Below are 24,186 nucleotides of genomic sequence, written 5' to 3' on the forward strand. Positions count from 1 at the left end.
TATCTCTATGTGACGAATGAAAGCGGCGGTCTTGCCGATATATCGTTGTTATGTACTGTCAGCCTTCTGCTCATTATCTGTACGAACATCAGGCTTATGTTTTCCGTCTTGCTTCTTTTGGTGTTTGTTATCAGGTTATTCCAGATGATGTAATGCTCCAGATGTTTGGTCGATACTCCGTGAAACCTGTCGATAAAGCTTTTCAATGAACTGTGGTATGAATTGATGCGTTGGATACCGTAAGTAGTGCCATTCACAATGGTTATTCGTTTATTTGTATCTGTCTGTATCAGTCTGATAGCTTTATTTCTTGCCAAAAGCCGGTATGCTTTCTCGTTATCTGTACACAGCACTGCTGAAGGGGAGACAATACCGCTGAACACGTCTATCAGGCATTCCGTACTTACCTTACCAAGCTTAACGGGTTTTGCGAACGCGATCCCTTCAACATCAACGGAACAGGGAACACACACCTTTTCTGATGACAGACCTTTACTGTGTATGTCATTTCCTCTCTTATGTGCTTTCCTGGGCATTATGAACTGTCTGCTATTTTTATGGTTACCCTTGTAGGAAACGTTAAAGAATGTCTCATCGGCTTCAACTGTTCCGTCAAGACATACTCTGTCAGTTACTTCCTGCAGAGCATCCAGAATCTTATGCCGCCAGTAAAAGGCTGTTGTTACCGATATGGAACATTCTTCAGCAGTTTCCTTAAGCGTCTTTTTATCCGACATGCATTTCAGATACTGAGCCCAAACACTCAAGTTCTTTCTAGTACCAGAAGTAACGGAGCAGGAACTCGGTATAAATGACTTCTTGCAATCACGGCAGAGGAAACGCTGAATACCGTCTTTACGCTTACCGTTCTTAACAACATGAGAACCTTCACAATAGATGCATGTATTACCATCGGCAATACGTGTTTCGATAAGGAAATCCTGGAGGTTATCCTCGTGTACATTTACAGTATTGGAAAGAGTCGTATAGAACACGATACGGTCAGTGAAGGATAATTTCTTATATGCAGCAAAGACTTCCTTCAACTCTGACATTGTACGGGCTCCTTTCAAAAACAAACAAACGTTCTATGCATATAATAGAACTAGAACGAATGTTTGTCAACTGTGAAATTTAAAAGAGCCATATTTATTATATCATCTTCATTTTCTCGAAAAATAAAAATGCCCGCAAACGCAGTGTTTACAGGCATTTGTGGCGGAGACGGTGAGATTCGAACTCACGTGCCGGTTACCCGACAAACGCATTTCGAGTGCGCCCCGTTATGACCACTTCGATACGTCTCCAAACGCGCCTTATTGTAAATGATTCAGTCCAAATATTCAACTGAATATGGATGTAACAATGTTAAATCGCACCGAAACGTATGATTTTTCTTAATTCTTCTGCTTCTTCCTCACCGCAGAGATAAGCGACAAGAGCCAGACCGAAATCAACAGATGTGCCCATTGCCTGGCTTGTTATAACGTTGCCGTTGACAAAAACCTTACTGTCTTCGATCACATTGGCACCGTTCTTGCGGAGCTCACCCCAGCAGCCCGGGTTGCAGGTAGCATCCTTGCCGTTAAGAAGTCCGATGCCTGCGAAAACAGTGGGAGCCGCGCATATAGCTGCAATACCCTTACCCTGCTCATTAAACTTTACGAGATTCTCTTTAAGAAGCTCACAGGCATTAAGGTTATTGGTTCCCTTTACACCGCCGGGAAGGACCAGAAGGTCGTAATCATCGAAGTTTATATCACCTATCAGTTTGTCTGCCGTGATCTTTATGTTTCTTGAAGATACAATTTCAAGAGAAGGCATGATGGAAACAATATCCACCTCAACTTTTGCTCTTCTCAAAAGATCTATCGGTGTGAGCGCCTCAACTTCTTCGCTGCCGTCTGCGATGAAAACTGCTGCCTTTGCCATAATATCCCTCCGTTCTTTAAAGACCGAAAAAGCCTTTAACAAAAATCTCGATTCCGATAAGTATCAATATCACGCCTCCGATGATCGTGGCGGTGCTTACGAACTTGCCGCCGATCTTCTTGCCGAAGATCAACCCTAATAAGCATATCACAAGTGTGACGACTCCGATTATCAAAGATGCGGCAAATGCACGGAGTGCCGAATAATCAGCGATCGTAAATCCGACGGAGAGAGCATCTATGGACGTGGCTATGCCCTGAACTATAAGGGCTCCCCATGTAAGCTTCGCGGCATCTTTCTTTCCTTCTTTCTCTTTGCTTGCGCCCTGCTTTCTGTCCCGTATGCCTTCGAAGACCATCTTTCCACCTATGAAGAGTAAAAGGATCAGTGCTATCCAGGGTATGAACTTATGAAATGCGGTAAATATCTCGGCTACGGTCGTAACCAGGAGCCAGCCGATCAGAGGCATCAGGAACTGCGCAAATGCATAGACGCCGGCAACCTTGAACATCCTGCCCTTTTTCATGTCAGGCTCGATAATGCCGTTTGCCACGGAGATCGAGAAAGCATCCATTGCAAGACCTACGCCCAGGAGCAAAGAATTAACCAGGAATTGGATCATTAAGTTATCTCCTCCGTTTTCGTGAGCCCCGGACAAAATAAAAACCCAAGGCCCCTCGTAATCGCCTTGAGTCTCACACAGAAGAATAAGCCAGGTATTATACCAGTATGTTGACTTAGACAACGCTTTAACGCGTTTGCTACTCCCTCAATGAGCAAGATACTAACAATGAAGCCTCGAGTTAGTCAACACTAACATTATGGTAAAAGCCCTGTAATTCCGCGTTTCTGATTCAATATGCCGCAATATCCATACCGCATCCGGAGCACAAAGTATAACATTTGCACTATATATAATAAGTAGCACGCGCGCAAATAATGTTGTACAATAGTCAATCGCTAGTTGATCTTCAGATTACACCAGGAGGCCTATATGAACGAATACATCAAGCAGATATCCGACAGGATCAGAGAGCTCAGAGACATCCTTGACCTTACTGCAGAGGAAGTTGCAGCACAGACAGGCGTGAGCACGGAAGAGTATTTAGCATATGAGAACGGCGAGAAGGAGATCCCGATCAGCCTTCTTTACAAGGTCGCAGGCATATTCAAGGTGGATCCTACTGTCCTTATGACAGGCGATGTCCCGAGAATGGATGATTATACAGTGGTAAGAGGCGGCAACGGCGTAAAGGTCGAGCGTTATCCCGGCTATTCTTTCAGCGCACTCGCCTTCAATTATAAGCACAGACAGATGGACCCCATGATAGTTACACTGTCCAAGTCCGAGACGGCAGAGCTCGTTACACACGGCGGACAGGAGTTCAACTATGTCATTGAGGGTGCCATCAAGGTTGTTGTCGGTGACAGGGAGTTCACGCTCGAAGCCGGCGACTCCATTTACTTCAATCCCGAGAAGCCTCACGGACAGCGTGCCGTGACGGAGACTGCTAAGTTCCTCACTATCATCAATGAGTGATTTAGCAGTTCTACCCCAAGGCAAAAAAATTGAAGTAGAAAAGGAAATATATACCCATGGATTTATTAAGCAGATTTGTTAACAGAATTGAATTTGACAGTTACAAGGACTTTAAGGAGAATTTCAAGATAAATGTTCCGGAGGATTTCAACTTCGGTTTCGACGTTGTCGATGTATATGCAAATGAAGATCCCGAAAAGGAAGCGCTCATCTGGTGTGATGACGATGGCAATGAGAGACATTTCACATTCAAGGATGTAAGTGAGAAGAGCAACCGCGTAGCAAACATGTTCAAAGACCTGGGCATTAAGAAGGGCGACAGAGTCCTCATGATGCTCCGTCAGCGTCCTGAAGTATGGTTCACGATGGTAGGTCTTCACAAGCTCGGTGCGATCGTTATCCCGGCTACGTTCCAGCTTCTCTATCACGACATCGTTTACCGCTGCAATGCGGCAGACGTTAAGATGATCGTCTGCGCTGACGATCCGCAGATCATCGAACATGTCAACAAGGCGCGTCCTGACTGCAAAACGGTTCAGTACTGCAGTGTTATCGGCGAGGCCCCCGAAGGCTGGAGATCCCTGACAGACGATATCGACAACGCATCCCCTGTTTTCGAGCGTCCCACAGGTGACGAAGCCACACACGCATATGACCCTATGATGATCTACTTCTCATCTGGTACGACCGGTGAGCCTAAGATGATCCTGCACGACTACACTCTGCCTTTGGGCCACATCGTAACAGCCAAGTACTGGCAGCAGGTTTACGACGGATGCAGACACCTTACCCAGGCTGACTCCGGCTGGGCAAAATTCGCATGGGGCAAGATCTACGGCCAGTGGATCTGCGGTGCAGTTAACGTTACTTACGATACACAGAAGTTCAAGGCAGCTAGAATGCTCGAGATCATGGAAAAGCTCAAGCTCAACTCATTCTGCGGACCTTCAACGATCTACAGATATCTCATTCAGGAAGACCTCACAAAGTATGACTTCTCTTCCATCAAGCACTGCTCTATGGCAGGCGAGCCTTTGAACCCTGAAGTATTCTACAAATGGCAGAAATATACAGGTCTTGAGATCCGCGAAGGATTCGGCCAGACAGAAGGAAGCGTGCTCTTCGCTAACTTCCCATGGATCGATGTAAAGCCCGGTTCCACAGGCATGCCCACACCTATCTACGACATCCAGCTTCTTGACGACAACGGTGTACCGGTAGAAGACGGTATCGTAGGAAATATCGTTATCAAGAACGCATCCGCAAAACCTATCGGACTCTTCCGCGAATACTACAAGAACCCTGAGGCAATGGCTGAACAGTGGCCCGGCGCTGACTACAGCACAGGCGACACTGCATGGAGAGATCCTGAGGGTTACATCTGGTTCGTAGGAAGAAACGATGACGTTATCAAGTGCTCCGGTTACCGTATCGGACCTTTCGAAGTTGAGAGCGCCCTCATGACACACGACGCTGTTCTCGAGTGCGCGGTTACGGCTGTTCCTGATCCCATGAGAGGCCAGGTAGTCAAGGCTACCGTTGTCCTCACGAAGGCATATAAGGAGAAGGCTTCACCCGAACTCGTAAAAGAGCTCCAGAATCACGTTAAGAACGCCACGGCGCCTTATAAGTATCCGAGGGTCATCGAGTTCGTTGACGAGCTCCCAAAGACCACCAGCGGCAAAATAATGCGTACCGCGATAAGAAAGGCTGACGAGGCTAAGTACAGGGAAGCTCAGGAAGCTGCAGCCAAAGCTCAGGGTTAAAGGAAATCCTCCATAACCTGATTTGCAAGATCACGTCCGCTCCGGGTCAACCGGAGCGTTCTTTTTCCGCGCTCCAAAAGACCTTTTGCGATATTGCTCTCCACAGCCTGAGAGAAAACATCTTCGAACTCGACGCCGAATCTCCTTTTGAATTCATCCAAACGGATGCCCTCAGATGTCCTGAGCCTTAAGAAAGGTACCTCTTTCATCTTGTCCTCTTCCGTGAGCATCTCCTCGACATAGAGCGACTTGAAGTCAGTCCTCTTCCCTTCCAGGAATTCTTTATAGTCCTGCGTCGAAAGAAGTTTCATCTCATCTGTATAAGCTCTCACATCATCCCTGTGACCGTATCTCATGTCGCCGAGATATCCGTGCGCTCCGGCACCTATTGCGAAATACTCGCACGAATCCCAGTAAGAGGAATTATGTATGCTCTTATATCCGGGAAGACAGCTGTTTGATATCTCGTACACTTCAAACCCGAGGCTCTGAAGATATCTTCTGGTCTCATAGTACATCTCGCGTTCTGTATCGGGAGGCACAAGATCTTCCAGGGAATTCCTGTATCTGTCGTAGAACTGAGTGCCTTCCTCAAGGCTCAGCGAATATGTGCTGATGTGTTTTACTCCAAGTTCGTAAAATCTCTGAAGGTCCTTTTTTATCCCGTCCACGGTCTGTCCCGGAACACCGGTTATCAGATCAGCCGAGACATTGGTAAATCCGGCCTCGCGGATCATGAAGAGAGCATCGATCGCACCCTGTGAATCATGAAGCCGTCCTAAAGTCTTGAGGACCTCATCATCGAGCGACTGCACGCCCAAAGATATACGGTTAAAACCCGCTTCGCGGTAATCGGAAAGCTTATCCGGAGCAAGCGATGACGGGTTTGCTTCTATCGTCATCTCGCTGTCAGGAGATAGATCAAAGACCTCTCTTATCGTCCTCAGGAGCGAAGCAACATATCTGCTGTTCGGAAGAGAAGGCGTACCGCCTCCGAAATAGACAGTATCCCTGCCGTACCTGTCAGTACCGGGATTGGTTCCGGCATCCGTACCGGCAGCAGACCTGAGAAGTCTTACTTCCTTTTCGGCAGCTCTATAGAATCCTTCACAAAGTGATGAATCCGTTATCGAATAGAAATCACAGTACGGGCATTTACGCGCGCAAAACGGATTATGAACGTAGATATGTCTTGCCATCAGAAATCACGCCTGCGGTAGATCGGCACCGGGTTTTTCAGAGCAGTGATCAGCGCCATCCTGAACGTGTTGAAGCTCGGAGAGATATTCTTTTGCGGGAGCATGTATTTCGAGATGTTCTCGGCCCACAACGCCTTGTAATGGCCTATAGCGGGATAACCGATCTCGATGAGTTCTTCCGCGTTCTCGCTAATCACCCTGCAGAGGACTTCCCAGGTTCCGCAAACGGAATCCTGCACATAAGAATCGAGAATATCCTTCCTGCTGTCAGGATATGCATCGTAGACCGCGGACTTGTCGCCGAGCATCCAGGCTTCTATCTCCTCCGTGCTGAGACCGACTACGCTCCTGATGTCGGGTGCGAACTTCGAGGCGCAGGAATATATCTCCTGCCTTATGGTCTGCGGATCGTGGTCATCTGAATCCATGGCGATTATCAGGATAACATCCTTGCCGCCGTAAACTTTGTTGTAAGCGCGGAGTTTTGCGGGAAGAAGATCAAGCAGCGAACTTGCGAACTTCGGCGGAGCAGCCGTCATGTCTTTTGGCAGGCTCCCGCAGCCCCTGTGCGGATGGACGTTTACTTCAACATCCACACCTTCATTTTCCGCTATCCTCTCCGCCAGGCGCTGTACTACAACAGCTCCTGATTTATCTTCTGAAAGTATCTCGATCAGCATCAATATCTTCCCTTAATGTTCAGTCTTCAGGTCTCGTATCAAGATGTCCGCCGTACCAGATCGCGCCCATTCCGACGCCCTGATGGAACATCTCCATGACAAGCGGATCTTCTCCCGCGCAGCGTATCTTTACGTCACCGTCATCCTTTTCGAAAGACCTCTCGAAGATCCATATCTCCTTCGGAGAAAGAGTCTCAATGATGTACGGATTGTGCGTCGAAAAGACTATCTGGCAATAGTGGTTTCTCATCGTGTAATCGCGCATCTCATCACTTAAGACATCGACCATGTCGTGGTAGAGATCCTTATCAGGAGTCTCTATGAATATCGTCGAACGGGGATTCCTGTCACGCAGCAGGAGCAGATATAAGAAGAGCTTGTCCGGACTCTCCTTAAGAGCCAGCGGAAGATTCTTCTTTTTCTTCATCGCCGGGATCTTATCCTTTATCTCTGTCACTATGCGTTCGTATTCAGACTCATCGCTCATCTTTAAGTATTCGAGCACGTTTCCGACATTCGAGCCGGTGCTGTTAAGATGCTTATGTCCGCCCGGAGCACCGCCCTCGTAGAAATAAGAGCTCTGCTCTTCGGATGAGAACGCACAGAAGAACCACGCCGAGATCTCTTTATAGAGCAATACAAAATCCCTGAATCCGGTTATCTTTCCGTACAGGCTTAAAGCCGTCAGGTGCTCGTCCTCCACTCCGATCTCAGATTTGTCCGGTCCGTCCTCGAGATTTATTATCGAGCCGTTCCCGCCCTTCATGTCGAGTATCGTGAGAGCCTTCCTGCCGCCTTCAGCATCTGCTGCGAGGATGACCTTCTCCTCGTCGATAATAGGGCTCATGTATTTGCTCGTAACGATCCCCAGTTCATACTGGAGGAACTTCGGACCGCCGTTCTTTTTGTCCTCGAGTTTGAAGAAAACGCGGAACACCGAAGGCCTGGAAATATCAGGCGTCATGTTCGCAAAGCCCGGCCTGCCGTAACTTATGGAAGCGACCGCACACCCTTGCGTAATGCAGTCCTTTAGGAATGCCATGCATCCCATGAAAGAAGTCTTGCCGGTATTGTTGCGGCCGATAAGCGCATTCAATCCGCGAAGGCTGTCAGGCTTTTTGACGGACGCATCATCCGTCAAAAAATCATCTATAAGGATACCCGCTCTGTCCCTGTCGAAAACGTCAAAGTTCTCTATCTCGATTCCCAGGATCATGAAGGTCACCTCCCGTTTCTTTTAATCAATACTATCACTATCCGGGTCACTTTGTAAAAAAATAAAAGCTGCCTCAAAAGCGAAGTCATCCGCGTTTTGAGACAGCCATATCAGACTTTCAAAAAGTATCGTTCAGGAGATTACTCGCCCTCTTCGAGCGTGCTGTTGATCTCTGTGAGGTTTGTCTGGATCTTGGCCATGTTATCAGCGAGCGTCTCGTTAACGTTCTCAAGGAGAGACTTAACGTAGATGTGGGCATTCCTTCTGAGTTCCTCTGCCTGAGCTTCAGCGTTAGCGATGATCTGGGCAGCTTCTTCCCTTGCGCCTCTCGTGATCTCGTGATCGTTGACCTTCATGGCATACATGCGGTTAGCGTCATCGATGATCTTCTTATTCTTCTCTCTTGCCGTACTGATGATATCCTGGGCTCTTGCAACGATATCGTTTGACTGCGCGACTGCTGCAGGAAGATTGTTCTTAAGGATCTGAAGTGAATTAATGGTCTCTGTTCTCTCGATAGAGCACTTGTCTGAGAAAGGAACACTTGACGCGTCCTTGACCATATCGATCAGATAGTCGATATGCTTAATAGCGTCGTAACGCTGTCCACCCTGATTGAAATTGCTGTTATCCATTATTATGTCCTTCCTTTCAAAAGTTTTTCCTTAACTTTATCAATTATCTCGGCCGGCACCATCTTTGAGATGTCTCCGCCGTATGAACCGACTTCCTTGACCATCGATGAACTGATGAGCGACAGATCGTCCCTGCATGGCAGGAGCACCGCATCGTAACCTGCGAAAAGAAGACGGTTGGCAAGCGCGTGCTCTGACTCGTATCTGAAATCAGACTCGGACCTGATACCCCTTACGGAAGCGCAGCAGCCGAGCTGCTGATACAGGTCTACGAGAAGTCCGCCCCATGCCATGACCTCGACATTTTTCAGATCATCGTTCTTCAATGAGAGTTTTATGAGTTCGACTCTCTCTTCGGGGGAGAACAACGGTGTCTTCGCAGCATTCTCCATGACAGCGATTACGAGCTTGTCACAGAGCTTTGATGCCCTTCTCGCAATGTCTCTGTGTCCTCTTGTAAAGGGATCGAACGTCCCCGGGAAGAGCATTACCTTCAATCCATTATCCTCCGATATTCTTGTCCTTAAAAAATGTTATCACTGTAATCCCGTAACTACAAGAACGAACACGTTTCAGGCCGTTAAGTTCTTCGGGGATCTCACAGTCTTTATCGTGCTCTACTATGAGCATGCCGTCTTCCTTGAGCATTCCAAAGTCACTGATGATCTTTGTTGCTTCCTCAAGCCTTAACGGCACATCTTTGTATGGCGGATCCATGAATATGATATCAAACCGCTCACCGCCCTGTCCCATGAGTTCAAGCGCCTGTGCAACACTCTTCTTGTGAAGTCTTATCTCGTCCGAATCGTCCATCCTGATCTTGCTCAGGTTTTTCGCGATGACAGAAGCAGCCTGTCCGCTTCTTTCGACAAGGACGACGCGTTTCGCGCCGCGGCTCAGGGCTTCTATGCCGATCTGACCTGAACCCGCAAAAAGATCCAGAAATTCAGAATCAGGAACATAAGCCTGGATAATGGAAAACAACGCCTCCTTGACCTTATCGGTCGTGGGCCTCGTCTTATCTCCTTCAGGCGCCTGCAATACTGCGCCCCTGAATCTTCCGGTCACTACTCTCGGCATCAGATCTGCTCCATCTTCCTGGCGAATCTCAGCTCGAACATCTTCTTAATCGCATCATTCAGACGTTCGGCTTCCTCTCCGCCTTCTTCTATGACTTTATTTACCGCATCACAGGCCTCGCCGGCGATGTTCATATCAGTATACAGGTTTGCGGCCCTTAATGTCGGGATGCCGTGCTGCCTTGTGCCGTAAAAATCTCCGGGACCTCTTAATTCAAGGTCCTTCTCGGCCAAAGCGAATCCGTCGCTCGATTCGCACATCATCTTCATGCGCTGGAGCGCAAGTTCGGATTTGGACTCGGATACGAGAAGACAATAGGACTTCTTATCGCCTCTGCCGATCCTTCCCCTGAGCTGGTGAAGCGTTGATAATCCGAATCTGTCAGCATCCATTATGATCATGACGTTCGCATTCGGATTGTCGACGCCTACCTCTATTACAGTGGTGGATATCAGTATCTTTATATCGCCCGCGATAAACCTCTCCATCGTCTCGAGCTTATCCTTTTCCTTCATGGAACCGTATAACACGGCGCTTGAATATCTGGAAAGATTGCTCATCGAATCGATGATCTTCTTCATGTCCATGACACTCGTCACGGTATCGTCACCGTCCAAAGGTGCGCCTACAAAGTTATCCGCGCCCGATTCAGTCTCGTCCTCATCGATCTTGGCACAGACTATATAAACCTGCTCTCCGGCTGAAAGCTTTACGCTCAGGATCTCCTCTATCGCCTTGCTCTTTTTTGAGTTGACAAACCATGTGGTTATCTCCTGACGTCCGGACGGTTTTTGTTTTATCACCGAAGTGGCCATATCGCCGTAGATGACCATCGCAAGAGTCCTCGGTATGGGTGTGGCGGTCATTATCAGGTTGTGAACGCTCTTTACCGTTCCGTCCTTCACCGTATCCTTAAACAACAGTTTTTCCCTCTGCTTAACGCCGAAACGGTGCTGCTCATCAGCTATGACAAGAGCCAGATCGCTGAATCTGATGTCATCCGTAAGGAGAGCATGCGTTCCTATTATTACGCGTGCCGAACCGTCTGATATCTTTTCCTTTATCTCATTTTTCTCTGAAGGCTTCGTCTTGCCGAGCAGGAGCACCGGCTCCATGCCGCTGCCCTTCATCAGGTTCGAAATGGTCTTATAGTGCTGCGAAGCCAGAACTGATGTCGGCGCAAGGAGCACTGCCTGTTTTCCCATCAGTGCGGTTATTATCATGGAAAGGGCCGCGACCATTGTCTTGCCCGAACCTACGTCACCCTGGATAAGTCTGTTCATCGGAGTCGTGGACATGAGATCGGTCTCGACATCGCGGAAAGCCGCAGCCTGATCCGCCGTGAGAGCAAAACCCATATTTCCCTTTATCTGGCGCCATTTCATTGCAGACTCGCGGTCGATGCCTTCAGGACCTGAAGGTATTACCTGCTCGGCGATCTCCCTGACGCCGTGTCCGGAACTGTACAGTTTCATTCCGATGCCTAAAAGGATCAGCTCTTCATATGCCAGCTGTTCCCTGGCTCTTTTCGCCTCCTCCAATGAGGCGGGGAAATGCGCCATCTCATATACTTCCAGAGGAGATACAAAGCCCTTCTTCTCAGCTATCGAAGCGGGTATGACCGAAAGCAGTTCGTTGCCGCAGAGCTTCAGCGCGGTCCTTACCCACTTGGAAATGTTATTTGAAGTAATGCCGGCAGTAAGATGATAAACAGGTCTTACCAGCGCATCGTCGGCGATCTTCTCAGCCTTCTCGATATAGGGATTTACCATCTGCATCTGCCCGTTAAAGAGCGTGACATTGCCGTGGACAAAACACTCATCACCCAAAGTAAACTTTCCGGCAAGATAGGACGAATTAAAGAATGTGAGCTTTATCCTCCCGGTGCCGTCGTTAACGAAAAAACTCAGCGGCTTTTTCCTGCTCGTGACATTGACCGTCGGATTGGTCGAGATGGTACCCCTGAAAGACAGGTCGTATCCGGCATCTTCACCGGCACGCGCATCCATGTCGAAGGATCCGATGGTGCCCAGCTCAGACCAATCGTCGTAGCGCCACGGAATAAACGCGATCAGGTCATAGATCGTGTATATGTCGAGTTTGGCAAGCCTCTCTTCGGCTGCCGGACCGATACCGTAGAGATCGGTCACGGGATTGGACAGATGGATCGTCGGCATATTATGTCAGATCCTCCTCTTACAGAAAGACGACAGCGGACATTCACCGCATTTCGGCGCTCTTGCCGTGCAGTACTTTCTGCCGAGATCGACCGACAGATGACCTATACTGATCCACTGTTCTTCAGGAAATGCCTTCATTATGTCCTTCTCGACCTTAGCAGGGTCCTCACTGTCTGTTATTCCTGTTCTCTTCATCACGCGCTTGCAGTGCGTGTCGACAACAACGGCAGGTGTACCGTAGACCTCTCCGATGATAAGATTCGCTATCTTCTTTCCGATGCCCGGCACTTCCATAAGAGCATCAACATCATTTGGAATGACGCCGCCCCATTCGTCCGTCATCTTCTTCGCGAAAGCCATTACCGACTTTGTCTTTGAAGCCGTAAGACCGCAGGGCTTTATTATCTCTGCAATCACTTCAGGCTCCTGGGATGCGATGGACTCCATATCGGGAAACCTGTCGAAAAGCTGTCTTGCAGTTATATTAACCCTTTTGTCGGTGCATTGTGCGGACAATATTCCTCTGATGGCTAAGTTTTGGGGACAATCTGTCTCCAAAGAGCATGAACTGTCGGGAAACTCCGTTGACAGAGCATCGTATATCTGCTTGGCCAGCTTGATGTTCTTTATATCCTTTGCTGCCAAAACTTACTGCTCCTGATTCTCGGGCGGATAAGGGAAAGAGAATACAAATTTGGCTCCGCCAAGTTCTCTTCCTTCATCGCATATGATCGTCTGCCCGTGTCCTGCGAGGATCTGCTTGCAGATGTAAAGACCAAGTCCGAATCCTTCGGCTTTTCTCGAAGGATCTGCCTGATAGAAGCTCTCAAAGATCCTCTGGCGTTTAGATTCCTCAACGCCTGCACCCGAGTCTTCGACGGAAATGAAGACTTTCCTCTGCTTCGGATTCGTTTCGGTGGTTATCTTGATCTCGCCGTTCATGGGTGTGAACTTTATGGCATTCGTAATGATGTTGATTATTACCCTGCACAGCTGCTGTGCTTCGCCGTATACGGTAATGCCCGGGCCGGGATCCAATGATTTGATGACTCTTATCTGCTTGTCAGTAAGCTGTGCCTCGAGATTGTCGACTATATCGTTGATCATGTCATTGATATTGAACTCTTCCATCATGTCAGGATCAGGATGTGACAGAGAAGATGCTTCCGTCATCTGAGTAACGAGAGTCCTGATCCTGTCAGTCTGCTGCTTAATAAGCTCGAGATAGTGATCCTGCTTTTCCGCGGGGATAGTTCCGTCGAGCATCGCGGTTACAAAACCGTTGATCGATGTGAGAGGGGTTCTTATATCATGCGCGATCGATGAGATGAACATCTCTCTGTCGTGCTCCTGGTTTTCGAGAGATTCGATCATCCTGTTAACCGTGATCGCCATCTCCGTAAACTCGGAAGAAACCGAGAGAGAAGTGAAATCATTCTGCTGTGAATATTTGGGGTTGACCCTGACCGAATAGTCGCCTTCAGCAACCTTTGCAATGGCCTGTGAGATGTCCTTAACCGGCATGAGGCTGAAGTAAACGAATACGACATAGAGGATTATCGCGATGACCATTGCGACCATGGCAGGAATGAAGATTATGTTGATATACTCCTGCTTTGTTTCTTCGGTTCCCTCACTGTTGCTCACGATGCAGAAGTAAGGTGTGCCGGTTATCTTGACGCAACTGACCGAAACTACTCTTCCGGTATTGTTCGAACCTGTCTTTGCTATACCCTGTTTGTCTGCCTCGGATATGAGTTCCAGGATGTTCTTCTGCGCTATGTAGACAGGAGCATCCTCCGTCGTCAGGATGTTGTCGAAAACGTCATATACAAAAGAATTACGGCTGTATATCCTGCCGTTGACATCGGTGATATAGATAGCACCGTTCGAACTGTATGTCTGCGAATTGACAAACTTGTCGATGATACGGGAATTCTTGAAATTATCCGTACCATCGTCATTCGTCGTATATTCAAACGGGATGCTCTGAAGAGAGATTATGGAAGTAACATCTGACGAGAGATCTTCGGCAGCCGATTCCGTACCCTTGCCCACTTGGGCTATGAGGTTGTTGTACATATTCTCATATGAAAGGAACAGCAAGACTGCGAAAACGATCAGCGTTGCCAATACAAGAAATGATATGAGAAATACAGCAAAGCCCGCCGATACTTGCTTACCTTCAGTTCTCGGCGCCATAAATTACTTACCTCGTCTCGAATTTATAACCCTTGCTCCAGACGGTCTTAATGCTCCAATTCTGCTCCCTGTCGGGATTCTCGATCTTCTCTCTGATACGCTTGATATGGACATCGACCGTACGGGATTCTCCGTAGAAATCGTAGCCCCAAACGTTCTCTAAGAGCTGCTCTCTCGTAAACACCCTGTTGGGATTGGATGCGAGGAAGAACAGGAGTTCGAGTTCCTTCGGCGGCATATAGATCTCGTTGCCGTCAACGCAGACAACGTAGCGGATCTTATCGACTGAGAATCCGGGATATGTGATAACATCGGGAGAACCTTCCTTCGCATCGGAAGATGCGGGAGCTGCGTCACGCTTGTCCGTACGTCTTAAGACAGCCTTGACTCTGGCGAGAACCTCCTTAGGTTCAAACGGCTTCGGGATATAGTCATCAGCACCGAGCTCGAGACCTACGATCTTATCGAGCGTATCAGTCCTTGCCGTCAGCATGATGATTGGAGTGTCAGAAGTCTTTCTGATCTCTCTGCAGATATCGTTGCCGTCCATGCCCGGGAGCATGAGGTCCAAAATAACGATATCAGGTACGAAAGCATGGAATGTGGCAACGGCCTTGTCGCCCTGCATGCATGTGGATACCTGGTATCCCTCTTTCTCGAAATAGAGTTTAAGTACTTCAATGATGCCCGGATCGTCGTCTACGAGCAAAACCTTGTTAGCTGCCATAAGATCACCCCTGCCTCACAACTTCTTAGGTTCTTACCTTTTTGTAACAATGTTACAAAGCCTTATTCTTCGGGGGGAGCACCGCTCCCGACGTCGAAATTGTTTATCTCGGCAGTATAAGAATCCAGATCTGTGAAATTCTTATATACCGATGCGAAGCGGACATAGGACACGCGGTCTATATCCATGAGCTTCGACATGATAAACTCGCCGATCTCCGACGAGGATATCTCTTTGTTGAACCTGCCCTCTACGATATGTGTAATGTCGGAACAGATATTCTCTTTGACCTGTTGGGACACTCCGCGTTTCTGGCAGGCGACGTCCAAACTCCTTAAGATCTTATCAGGATCATAGGGCTGCTTGGACCCGTCCTTCTTTATGACCATCGGCTTTAAGCCTTCGATCTTTTCTATGGTCGAGAATCTGGCGCCGCAAACGAGGCAGACACGTCTCCTTCTGACGACAAATCCGTCGTCACTCGGTCTTGAATCAAGAACCTTATCGTTGTTCTCGCCGCATTTGGGACAGACCACTGACCTACTCCCTTAAATTACTGTCCGTCCTTACCGAACATGAACCAGGGCTTAGCGGACTTCTGTGCCTTCTCATCGGGCTGAGGAGCTACATTAGCCTGAGGTCTTCCGCCCATCTGTACAGGCTGCTGCTGAACAGGAATCTGCTGCTGGGGGATCTGCTGTACGGGAGCCTGCTGAACGGGCTGCTGTACAGGAACCTGCTGAGGTTGAACGGGAGCTACGGGAGCGGGTGCAGGTGCGGGCTGATTAACTGAATCATCACCGAATCTGAAACCGGGCTGTGCTCTCTGTACCGGTACAGGCTGAGCTGCAGGCTCGGGCTGTCTCGGTGTGTAGTCTGTTCTCGGCTGAGGAGCTACAGGCTGTCTGGATGTAATAAGAGTAGGATTCTCTCTGGAGAGAACTGATGTGCTTGCTCTGTGACCTGCAGAAGCATTTACCGTGCCTTCGAAGCCTGAAGCGATAACAGTGATCATGAGCTCATCCTCAAGTGAATCATCAACAACTGCACCGACGATGATCTCTGCCTCGGGTGCTGCAGCCTGACGAACGATGGATGAAGCTGCATCGATCTCGGAAAGACGCATTCCGCGTCCGCCTGTGAAGTTAAGAATAACACCTGTTGCTCCGTCGATAGTCGTATCGAGGAGAGGTGAATTGATAGCCTGCTTGATGGCAACCTGTGCCCTGTCTTCGCCTGAAGCACGGCCGATACCCATGTGGCAGATGCCTGCATCCTTCATGACACGTGTAACGTCTGCAAGGTCGAGGTTGATGAGTCCGGGGATAGCTACGAGGTCTGAGATACCTGCAACACCGAACTTCAATACCTGGTCTGCCATATTGAATGCTTCTTCGAAGCTCGTATTATCGTCGACAACGTCGAGGAGCTTATCATTGGAAACGATGATGAGGGAATCTACAGACTTCTGAAGTTCTCTTACACCGCGCTCCGCATTGGCTGCTCTCTTTGCACCCTCAAAAGTAAACGGGCTGGTAACTACTGCAACGGTGAGGATACCGAGATCCCTAGCGATCTGAGCAACAACAGGAGCTGCACCTGTTCCCGTTCCGCCGCCCATGCCGGCTGTGATAAAGAGCATATCAGTATTTGCGATAGCCTCTGCGATCTCGTCTCTGGATTCTTCTGCAGCCTTCTCGCCTACGCTCGGATCTGCTCCGCATCCCAAACCTCTTGTAACCTTCTCACCGATCTGTATCTTGATCTCTGCCTTGTTGCGTGCAAGAGCCTGATTGTCAGTATTGATTGCGATGAACGTGACGCCCTGGACACCACTCTCGACCATGCGGTTTACGGCATTGCTTCCGCCGCCGCCTACGCCGATTACCTTAATGCTTGCAACATTAGATTCGTCCATTGAATAGCTGTGCTTGCTCTCAGACATCCTTTTGTTCCTCCGTACCTTTAAACTTTTGTGGTCCAAATCAAAAATAAAATTATATTTCTTGATTAAAAATCTTATTAACCATTCAAAATTTTAACCTAAACACAAGTTTCAATCAATACAAACTGCGTGAAATACTGTGTGAATGTAAAGAAACTTTCACATTTATAATAGCACTAAATATTTGAAATCAAGTTTTTTATCAGTATTCGTCGAAAATATACTCATCACCCGTCATGTCGAGCGATCCGTCGGCCGTAAGCTTGTCGAGCGAATTGGAGTTGCTCGCATAAAGGAGCCATGCCATGTGGTCACCGATGTTGTCCGTGCCGTTGAGCTTTATCTGTATGAGGTTGCCCGATGGCAGGTACACCGTGAGGAAGATATAGCCGCTCGGCAGTATCCTTACTTCAGAAGTGTTCTCGAACATTGAATAGTCACCGCCGACGCTTGCGTTATCAGCCGCAAGTATGGCGCCGAGCACGATGATCGCCTTCTTGTAATCGTTCATGTTCGATATCTTTACGGGTTTTCCGAGCTCGGCATATTTGACGTTGAGGCCGCAGATGACTGGCCTGACAGTTCTTTTCGCATCGAAAGAGGAAAGTTCCAATACGATGCCGTCCTCATCCAGGGCAGCATAACCGTCAGGAGTCCTGATATAGCAGACCTTTCTTCTCTCTTTGATCCTGATATCCACGGTGGAAGGCAGTTTAACGGATATCCTGATATCCTCGATATAAGGGTTTTCCTGCTTAACGCGCTCTTCTGTCTTGCCATAGTTGAGCCTTAAGATGTCGAAGATATTGCCGCTTACGCCGCTCATGAGATGAGAATCGTATTCAAGGCCGACTTCCTTAAGCACTTCCTGGTCTGTCAAAACGACATTGCCTTCAACATGCGCATTTCTCACCCTGAAAGCAGGAAGGAATACGACCAGAAGGATCATGATAATAACGGCAACCGCCAGGCATGCAGCGATAACGCCTTTGCGGTTCTGACGGATGAAATCCAACAGACTGCCGTCATCGGATGGAGCAGCCTGTTTGACCGGGCGTTCTCTCCTGACCGTGCGCGGAGTCCTGTTTACGGCGTTATCACGATTCCTTACCGGAGATTCCTTTTCTTTGCCTGACTCTTCATCTTCTTCACCGGAATCTTCGCCAATATTCTCTTCGGAGTCTTCTTCGGGTGCATCCTCACCTTCATCAGTGTCTCCGTCAGATTCTACCTCTTCTGACTTTTCTTCCGTATCTCCGGATTCCTCTTCAGCTAATAATTCAAACGGGTTTTCATCCTCATCCCGTTCTGTGTTTTCATTATCGCCGGATGCCGTTTTTGCAGAATCTTCAGCGGATGCCCCGTTATCTCCGTTCAGGGCACCTTCGTCAGACTTGCCGTCTTCGCCGAATAATCTGTCTAATTCACTGTCATCCATAGCTAATATTCTATCAGTTTAACTCTCATTCCCAAGGGCTGACTTTATGGCATCTGTTATACGCTTTCCCGTATCCCTGATCGCAAGGCTGCTGCCTGCTTTTCTGATCTGTTCCTGCTTTGCCGGATCGTTCAAAAGACCTATGAGGACCGGTTCGAGCTTGCCGGCTTTTACGTCATCGTCGCTTACGACTATTCCGGCACCTTTCTGAGCAAGTGAATTTGCGTTATATGTCTGGTGATCGTGAGCCGCATAAGGATAAGGGACCATAATCGCACACGCACCCGTTGCCGTGATCTCGGCACAAGTTACAGCGCCGGCACGGAGTATGGAACAGTCGGCAGCAGACATGTAAAGGTCAGGCCTGTCGATGTATTCCCTTATCTCGAGATTCGGAACTGCAAGGATCTCCGGAGTTATCTCGACAGAGTTATGTTTGCCGACCGAGATGAAGAAGCAGATGTCTTTGTATTCAGGCTTCCGCGCCATGTCAAAGATGAAGTTCGTTAGCGTTGCGGAACCCAGAGATCCGCCCATCGTGAACACAAATTTCTGATCGGGAGCTATACCAAGTTCATTCCTTGAAGATTCTTTTGTTCTGCCGAACATCATATTCCTCACGGGATTGCCGGTATAGACCACTTTTTTTGCTTTTGAAAAGATCGCTTCCTGACCGGGAAAGCCCGTCATTACGAGAGCCGCACCTTTGGACAGGAACTTGTTGGCCCTGCCGGGAAAAGCATTTGCTTCATGGATCATAACCGGGACATGAAGTTTTTTCGCCGCGGACAGAAGAGGTCCGCTGACATAACCGCCTGTGCTGATGACGCACTCGGGCTTGAAATCATTTATCAGGGAAATGCACTGCTTCTTGCCGCGCTCGAGCGCGAGATAAGAACTTATCATCTTCGGGGACGGCTTCGAAGGCATCGGGAGCGCCTCAACATCGCGGAATTCATAACCTGCCTTGGGAACCAGTTCTCCTTCAAGTCCTATCTTCCTGCCTGTAAAGATGATCCTGCATGTATCGCCGTTTGCTTCGGCATCTTCTTTAAGGAGTTCGGCAATTGCAAGAGCCGGATTGATATGGCCCGAGGTGCCTCCTCCCGTGATCATGTATCTTCTTTCCATCCGGTCAGGCCTCCGTTCTAATCTCTTTCACAGAGGATGCCGGATTCTTCTTTTCGGGACGGACGGTTCCGCTCCTGGATACGGAGAGAATAAGACCGTATGCGATCAGGAGACATACCTGCGCGGTACCGCCGTAACTGATAAACGGCAGCGTAACGCCCGTAGCCGGGATGACCTGAAGTTCAACCGAAATGTTGAGCAGAACTTCGACAAATATCAGCGCGGTACACCCCGTCGCGACAGTCCGCGAGAACACGTCTTTGGCGCGCCAGCACACCTTTAAACACATGAAGAACATCACCAGATACATCAGCACCAGAACAACTCCTCCGACAAAGCCGGTCTCCTCAATATAGATAGAGAAGATATAGTCGTTCTGTGCCTCGGAAACGTAATTATATTTTGCTCTGGAATTACCCAGACCGACACCCCACATTCCACCTGAACCAAGAGCATTAAGGGCGTTATCTACCTGACGGGTATCGTCTTTTGTAAGCTCCTCATCTTCAGTTTCACCGTCGGAATTGTAGATCGAGATACGCTTGAAAACGTGCGCATAGTTCTTCATGAATCTGTCCTTCTTTGCCTGAGGCATTAAAGCCCAAGCAATTCCTCCGACGGCGCCTCCGACAATGGCAACTATAAGTCCTCCAACGATCCAGTCTTTGAGAGGGATCTCGGATACGATCGCACACATGGCCACAACCGCAGCAACGATGATGAAGCAGGATACGTGCGGCTGAAGAACTATGACAAGGTCGACAAGGATGCAAAGAACTATCGGGATAATGAATTCGACCATCGCATCAATGAGGATCCTTCCGGCTTTACTCTTCGGGCGCTTGACTCTGCCCTCGCTCTTAAGCTGCGCGATCATCGCACGGTAACCCGCAAAAGCAACGATCAGCGCTACCTTGATGATCTCGGAACTCTGGAGCTGGATGGGGCCGATGTTGATCCAGCGGCTCGCACCGTGCTCACGTCCTACGCCGAACAGGATGGTCGCAAGCGCAAGACCGAGACTGAGCACATAAGCCGATATTGCTATCCATTTCTGCTTAAAGAAATCGATCGGGATGAATGCCACAATGAACATTACGACCAGACCGCCTATGGTGAACCTGAGCTGTCTTGTGAGGAACCACGATGAATCCTGGAACTGTCCGTATGCATCAGGTCCGGACACCGAGTAGAGTATTATCAGACCAAAGACGATCATGACAAAGATCATGAGGATCATCGGAATGTCCGCTGTCTTTACAGCCTTCTCGATCTTAGCCGAAGTAAGTCCTTCCTTTTCCGAAGGCGGTTCGATCAGGCTGTTGATATCGGTTACCACAGCCTTTTCCGGCTCGGGCGAATGGATGCTTCCGTCCGGCTTTTTATCCGGTATTATCGAATGTCTCTTCTTATCAGCCATCTGTCAGGCATTTCCCTTCTCGATAAAATACTTTGCTACCGTCTCAAAACCGAAGCTGTGCGAAGCTTTGAAGAGCAGCGCGTCTCCGTCTCTTACATATTCATCAAGACGTCTTCTCACGTCTTCGGTATCTTTACATTTTACTATTTCGAGCTCCATATCGACCATGTGGGCTCCTCTTATGAATTCATCAGTGTTGTCGCCTGTAATGAACACTCTGTCGAAGTCATATCCTGCGCATGACCTTCCGGTGAGTTCATGAAGACCAGATGCGAACTTGCCGAGCTCGAGCATGCCGCCCAAAGCCAGTATCTTACGGCGTCCTGCGGCCTTTTTCGAGAAATTCAGGAACGCATCCTCCATCGATTCCGGAGAGGCGTTATAAGCATCGTTCATGACAAGATATCTGGATGTCTCGAAAGTCGCGCCCTTGCCGTCGATCGCACTCCTGTTCAGTATTGCTTCAGCTATCTTTTTCTGATTATCGTGTTCTTTGGTGATACCGGTCATGTATGCGCAGAAGACCGCGAACAGCGCATTTCTTACAGCATTGTCTCCGAACATTCCGACTCTGAGCGGAACGGAGAATTCGGATCTCTTATCCATCCTTTTTAGAACGGCCTTAAAGGAAGTTCCGTTCTCATCTTCTGTTATATCAGTTGCCGAGATGATTATCGGACAAGGAAGATCATCTCCTTCTCCGGTCTTTATGCCCGCGATAAAGTTGTTGATCGGAAGCACTTTGACGCAGTGGTCGAAAAGCATCCTGTCATCAGCATTGACGGCGATTATGCCTCCGTCAGTAAGACCGTCGCATATCTCCATCCTGGCGTTCATTATCGCATCCTTGCTTCCGAGGATGCCTATATGCGAATAACCGACACTCGTGATTATCGCAATGTCGGGTCTTGCTATCTCTGAAAGATAAGATATCAGGCCTTTTCCTTTCATGCCCATCTCGACCACGATGACATCGCAGTCTTCAGGCGCCGAAAGAATGGTCTTCGACATGCCTATCTCATTACTGTCTTCCGTATTCGAATGAACTTTGAGTGCAGTTGAAAGGACTTCGGCGATCATGGTCCTGGCCCATGTCTTTCCGATGGAACCCGTTACGGCGATCACCTTGCATCCGAGCTTGAACCTGTAGTGGCTAGCAAGGAGACAGAGTGCGCGTGCCGTATCTTCAACGACAATGGCGACCGCACCTTCGGGTATCTTTTTCGCATCGTCAGTCATTACGGCGCAGGCCCCGAGCCGCACGGCTTCTTCAAGGAAACCGTTACCGTCGTAATTGTCGCCCTGGAGCGCGATAAAAAGCTCACCGGGTCTTATGGTCCTGGTATCCGTCGATACACCGAAGACTTCGATCGCCGTGGCAAAGACTATCGAATCCGTGTTCGATACGAATCTGCCGCCGACGGCTTTCTTTGCTTCCTCGAGAGTGAACATCATCCTTCCCTGCCCTCTCGTTCCGCTACAGCTTCTCTCGCCTGCTGGCAATCGTCAAAATGTATAGTTCTCTTGTTCTCGAATTCCTGATAATCCTCATGGCCTTTTCCGGCGATGAGAACGGTATCTCCCGCACGCGCCATGTTTACGGCGAGCTTGATCGCGCTCGTCCTGTCAGGCTCGACTTCATATTCACCGTCCGTTTTGGATATGCCGGTGACGATGTTAGCGATGATGTCCTCAGGCTTCTCGTTTCTCGGATTGTCAGACGTGATTATCGTGTGATCCGAAAGTCTTCCGGATACTTCGCCCATCTCGAAACGCCTTGTTACCGAACGGTTTCCGCCGCATCCGAAAACGGTGATTATCCTGCCCTCGGTATATTCCCTGAGCGTATCCAGGACACTTTCCAAAGCTGCCGCATTATGGGCATAATCGACCAGGATGTTTACGCCGAAATCATTCTCGACAGGCTGCATCCTGCCCGGAACGCTGATGGTTGCGAGAGCTTCCCTGACAGCATCTATGCCGATGCCTTCCTTATATGCGGTGCAGATCGCGCAGAGCGCGTTGTATACATTGAACTTGCCGGGGAGAGCAACAAAGATATCTCCTTTGTAGTATACGGAATCGAGCTCGAATACAGTGCCGGTAACATGGCCTCTGCGTTCAGGCCTTAAGTTCTTTGCGGTAAAATCCGCACCATTATCTATTGCGTATGTAATAAGTTCAACTTTACCTTTGCAATATTCAATGACTCTGTCAGCAACGCTGCAGTCAAGATTCAATATGCCTGTATCGCAGTTGTCGAATATCCTGAGCTTGCATGAGATATAGTCTTCCATGTCGGGATGTTCGTTCGTGCCGATGTGGTCTTCGTAAAGATTGGTAAATGCGGCGGTACGGTATCTGATGCCTCTTACACGGTCGAGTTTCAGACCCTGTGAAGATACTTCCATAACAAGGCTTGAACTGCCGGCATTTACAAGCGCGCCCATCATCTCATAGAGATCTTTTGATTCGGGAGTGGTGTGCTCGGAATGGATCTTTTCTCCCGCGATGATGTTGCAGACCGTTCCGATAAGTCCGGTGTTTCTTCCGCTGCGTTCAAGGATCTCCCTCAACATAAAAGCGGTAGTGGTCTTTCCTTTTGTACCTGTGATACCGTAAACGGACAGGATATTCTCGGGATGTCCGTAAAAATTTGCGCTTATGTCCGACAGATGCTTATGCGTGTCTTCTATCTCAACGACCGTGAGGCCGTATCTTTCAGCCAGAAGGATCAGTTCATCATCTGAAAAACCTTCCCTTCCGCTGTCAACTATAATGGCAGATGCACCCTTCTCTGCGGCCTTTTCAGCGTATGCGTGGCCGTCAACGGTAAATCCCCTGACGCAAACGAAGATCGATCCCGGAACCGCCTTGCGGGAATCGTATTCAACAGAGACTGTCTCTTTTTCGAGATCGCCTGTTATCAGTCTGTATTCGATATCTTTAAGAACGTTCAGAAGCTGCATCTTCATCTTCCTTTCCCGTATTGATACCCTCTTAGTTTTCGGGCGTTCCTATATTAAATCAAAAAGTTAAGGTTTCTGTTGTGGCAAAAAGGATGAAATTAACCTGACAGCCCATGCTATGTTTGT

22 protein-coding genes and 1 tRNA gene are annotated in these 24,186 nt (G+C 48.7%); 2 read left to right on the forward strand and 21 right to left on the reverse strand.

Annotated features, from left to right (window positions below):
• Positions 1 to 5: 5 nt before the first annotated feature.
• From BO18_RS16155 to BO18_RS16170, 4 genes are all read right to left on the reverse strand, one after another.
• Positions 6 to 1,055 (reverse strand): IS1595 family transposase, encoded by a 1,050-nt coding sequence (locus BO18_RS16155; RefSeq protein WP_034447982.1) that lies wholly within the window; start codon positions 1,053 to 1,055, stop codon positions 6 to 8.
• Positions 1,056 to 1,216: 161 nt separating this feature from the next.
• A tRNA-Ser gene (locus BO18_RS16160) sits at positions 1,217 to 1,307 on the reverse strand.
• A gap of 61 nt (positions 1,308 to 1,368) precedes the next feature.
• Positions 1,369 to 1,932 carry a DJ-1 family glyoxalase III gene (locus tag BO18_RS16165; protein WP_034447985.1) on the reverse strand — a complete coding sequence of 188 codons (564 nt, stop codon included), beginning with the start codon at positions 1,930 to 1,932 and terminating at the stop codon, positions 1,369 to 1,371.
• Between the two features lie 16 nt (positions 1,933 to 1,948).
• A complete protein-coding gene (locus BO18_RS16170; protein WP_034447987.1) occupies positions 1,949 to 2,554 on the reverse strand; it encodes a manganese efflux pump MntP in 606 nt (201 codons plus the stop codon).
• Between the two features lie 372 nt (positions 2,555 to 2,926).
• Between BO18_RS16170 and BO18_RS16175 the strand changes: the two genes are divergently transcribed.
• Positions 2,927 to 3,472, forward strand: a complete 546-nt coding sequence (locus BO18_RS16175; RefSeq protein WP_034447988.1) for a helix-turn-helix domain-containing protein — start codon at positions 2,927 to 2,929, stop codon at positions 3,470 to 3,472.
• 56 nt (positions 3,473 to 3,528) lie between these two features.
• Complete coding sequence (locus BO18_RS16180; protein ID WP_034447990.1) at positions 3,529 to 5,238, forward strand: AMP-binding protein; 1,710 nt, start codon at positions 3,529 to 3,531, stop codon at positions 5,236 to 5,238.
• Here BO18_RS16180 and hemW read toward each other — a convergent pair.
• From hemW to BO18_RS16265, 17 genes are all read right to left on the reverse strand, one after another.
• Positions 5,235 to 6,437: a radical SAM family heme chaperone HemW gene (hemW, locus tag BO18_RS16185; protein WP_034447993.1), complete on the reverse strand. Its 1,203-nt coding sequence runs from the start codon at positions 6,435 to 6,437 to the stop codon at positions 5,235 to 5,237. The two genes, BO18_RS16180 and hemW, sit on opposite strands and share 4 nt — an antisense overlap.
• Positions 6,437 to 7,117, reverse strand: a complete 681-nt coding sequence (locus BO18_RS16190; protein ID WP_034447994.1) for a hypothetical protein — start codon at positions 7,115 to 7,117, stop codon at positions 6,437 to 6,439. Before BO18_RS16190 ends, hemW begins: the two co-directional genes overlap by 1 nt.
• 19 nt (positions 7,118 to 7,136) lie before the next feature.
• Positions 7,137 to 8,333, reverse strand: coding sequence for an AAA family ATPase (locus tag BO18_RS16195; protein WP_034447996.1), 1,197 nt, complete (start codon positions 8,331 to 8,333; stop codon positions 7,137 to 7,139).
• Between the two features lie 140 nt (positions 8,334 to 8,473).
• Positions 8,474 to 8,968 (reverse strand): hypothetical protein, encoded by a 495-nt coding sequence (locus BO18_RS16200; RefSeq protein WP_034447999.1) that lies wholly within the window; start codon positions 8,966 to 8,968, stop codon positions 8,474 to 8,476.
• A 2-nt stretch (positions 8,969 to 8,970) separates the two neighbouring features.
• On the reverse strand, positions 8,971 to 9,456 hold the full coding sequence (coaD, locus tag BO18_RS16205; RefSeq protein WP_242856587.1) for a pantetheine-phosphate adenylyltransferase: 486 nt from the start codon (positions 9,454 to 9,456) through the stop codon (positions 8,971 to 8,973).
• A gap of 13 nt (positions 9,457 to 9,469) precedes the next feature.
• A complete protein-coding gene (gene rsmD / locus BO18_RS16210; protein WP_034448002.1) occupies positions 9,470 to 10,048 on the reverse strand; it encodes a 16S rRNA (guanine(966)-N(2))-methyltransferase RsmD in 579 nt (192 codons plus the stop codon).
• Positions 10,048 to 12,225 carry an ATP-dependent DNA helicase RecG gene (locus BO18_RS16215; RefSeq protein WP_034448003.1) on the reverse strand — a complete coding sequence of 726 codons (2,178 nt, stop codon included), beginning with the start codon at positions 12,223 to 12,225 and terminating at the stop codon, positions 10,048 to 10,050. The genes rsmD and BO18_RS16215 overlap by 1 nt, the downstream gene beginning before the upstream one ends.
• A gap of 6 nt (positions 12,226 to 12,231) precedes the next feature.
• Positions 12,232 to 12,873 carry an endonuclease III domain-containing protein gene (locus BO18_RS16220; protein ID WP_051688838.1) on the reverse strand — a complete coding sequence of 214 codons (642 nt, stop codon included), beginning with the start codon at positions 12,871 to 12,873 and terminating at the stop codon, positions 12,232 to 12,234.
• Between the two features lie 3 nt (positions 12,874 to 12,876).
• Positions 12,877 to 14,430: a sensor histidine kinase gene (locus BO18_RS16225; protein WP_034448005.1), complete on the reverse strand. Its 1,554-nt coding sequence runs from the start codon at positions 14,428 to 14,430 to the stop codon at positions 12,877 to 12,879.
• A 7-nt stretch (positions 14,431 to 14,437) separates the two neighbouring features.
• Positions 14,438 to 15,157, reverse strand: coding sequence for a response regulator transcription factor (locus tag BO18_RS16230; protein ID WP_034448007.1), 720 nt, complete (start codon positions 15,155 to 15,157; stop codon positions 14,438 to 14,440).
• A 62-nt stretch (positions 15,158 to 15,219) separates the two neighbouring features.
• The gene (gene nrdR / locus BO18_RS16235; RefSeq protein ID WP_034448010.1) at positions 15,220 to 15,693 is read right to left on the reverse strand and encodes a transcriptional regulator NrdR; all 474 of its coding nucleotides are present in this window, start codon (positions 15,691 to 15,693) and stop codon (positions 15,220 to 15,222) included.
• A gap of 17 nt (positions 15,694 to 15,710) precedes the next feature.
• Positions 15,711 to 17,102, reverse strand: coding sequence for a cell division protein FtsZ (gene ftsZ, locus BO18_RS16240; RefSeq protein ID WP_051688839.1), 1,392 nt, complete (start codon positions 17,100 to 17,102; stop codon positions 15,711 to 15,713).
• 202 nt (positions 17,103 to 17,304) lie between these two features.
• The gene (locus BO18_RS16245) at positions 17,305 to 18,540 is read right to left on the reverse strand and encodes an FtsQ-type POTRA domain-containing protein (RefSeq protein WP_034448012.1); all 1,236 of its coding nucleotides are present in this window, start codon (positions 18,538 to 18,540) and stop codon (positions 17,305 to 17,307) included.
• Between the two features lie 18 nt (positions 18,541 to 18,558).
• On the reverse strand, positions 18,559 to 19,671 hold the full coding sequence (gene murG / locus BO18_RS16250; protein WP_034448015.1) for an undecaprenyldiphospho-muramoylpentapeptide beta-N-acetylglucosaminyltransferase: 1,113 nt from the start codon (positions 19,669 to 19,671) through the stop codon (positions 18,559 to 18,561).
• Positions 19,672 to 19,675: 4 nt separating this feature from the next.
• Positions 19,676 to 21,091, reverse strand: coding sequence for an FtsW/RodA/SpoVE family cell cycle protein (locus BO18_RS16255; protein ID WP_034448017.1), 1,416 nt, complete (start codon positions 21,089 to 21,091; stop codon positions 19,676 to 19,678).
• A 3-nt stretch (positions 21,092 to 21,094) separates the two neighbouring features.
• A complete protein-coding gene (locus BO18_RS16260; protein ID WP_034448019.1) occupies positions 21,095 to 22,546 on the reverse strand; it encodes a UDP-N-acetylmuramoyl-tripeptide--D-alanyl-D-alanine ligase in 1,452 nt (483 codons plus the stop codon).
• Entirely contained in the window at positions 22,543 to 24,066 is a 1,524-nt protein-coding gene (locus tag BO18_RS16265; protein WP_081861096.1) for a UDP-N-acetylmuramoyl-L-alanyl-D-glutamate--2,6-diaminopimelate ligase, read from the reverse strand. The genes BO18_RS16260 and BO18_RS16265 overlap by 4 nt, the downstream gene beginning before the upstream one ends.
• Positions 24,067 to 24,186 lie beyond the last annotated feature (120 nt).

Source organism: Butyrivibrio sp. AE2032, from assembly GCF_000702965.1.